This is a genomic window from Kitasatospora sp. NPDC032150, assembly GCF_055579945.1.
On sequence record NZ_JBVIMH010000116.1, the window covers coordinates 1 to 1,271 of the forward strand.

Annotated in this window: 2 protein-coding genes; both read left to right on the forward strand. The window is 66.7% G+C overall.

What is annotated here, in order from left to right:
* Positions 1–659: PLL family lectin (locus ACZ5ON_RS36080; RefSeq protein WP_465601856.1), on the forward strand; the 659-nt coding region annotated here is incomplete at its 5' end.
* A 135-nt stretch (positions 660–794) separates the two neighbouring features.
* On the forward strand, positions 795–1,271 hold a 477-nt coding region (locus ACZ5ON_RS36085), incomplete at its 3' end, for a transglycosylase family protein (RefSeq protein WP_465601859.1).

Sequence of the window (1,271 nt, forward strand, 5' to 3'; positions counted from 1 at the left end):
TCAACTACCGCGCCAACTACACCTACGCCATGGGCGGCTCCCCCGCAGCCGTCGTCGACAACAACGGCGGCATCCACGTCTTCACCCGCAAGGCCGACGACGGCAACCTGCTGGAGACCGTCGACTACAAGAACGACAACACCTGGGCCGAGGAAAGCCTGTCCAACCGCGCCGGCTACACCTACGCCATGAGCGACTCACCCGCCGCAGTCGTCGACAAGGCGGGCGGCATCCACGTCTACACCCACAAGGCCAACGACGGCGGACTCCTGGAAACCGTCGACTACAAGAACGACAACAACTGGGCCGAACAGAACCTCTCCAACCGCGCCGACTACACCTACGCCATGGGTGGCTCACCCGCCGCAGTCGTCGACAACAACGGCGGAATCCACGTCTTCACCCGCAAGGCCAACGACGGCGGACTCCTCCAGACCGTCGACTACAAGGGCGACAACAACTGGGCCGAAGAGAGCCTGTCCAACCGCGCCGGCTACACCTACGCCATGACCGGCTCCGCCGCCACCACCATCGACTCCACCGGCGGAATCCACGTCTTCACCCAGAAGCCCAACGACCGCGACCTCCTCGAGACCGTCGACTACAACAACGACAACAACTGGGCCGAACAGGGCCTCACCAACCAGACCGGCCTGTAACTCCCGAGCCGCGAGCGCCAATCACAGCCCCCGGGCAACACCACCGCCTCCTGCCCGGGGGCTGCCCTGTGCCCGACCACCCGAACCACCCGCCGGTGCCGCCCTCGCCCCGGCCGCCTCTCAAGGAGATCAACCGTGGCCACCAGGAAGTCGATACTTCTGCGCGTCGCCGTAGCAGTCCCGGCCATCGCAATCAGCGCGCTGACTGCCGCGACCCCGTCCATGGCCGCATCGGTCGCGACCTGGGACAAGGTGGCGCAGTGCGAGAGCACCGGCAACTGGAGCATCAACACCGGCAACAACTACTACGGCGGGCTGCAGATCAACATGCAGAACTGGCAGTACTACGGTGGCACCGCGTACGCGGCCCGCCCGGACCTGGCCAGCAAGCAGCAGCAGATCCTCATCGCCGAGAAGATCCTCGCGGACCAGGGCGCGGGTGCCTGGGGCTGTGCCCCGGGTACCGGTCTGAGCACCGACAAGTCCCAGCCGTACCCCGACCCGCCGGCTGCGCCGACGGTGGGTGTGAACCAGCCGGTCGGTGACCAGTCCGGGACGGTGTTCCTGTCCGCGTCCGCGTCGGGTTCGGGTGCGGTCTCGCTGAGCACCCAG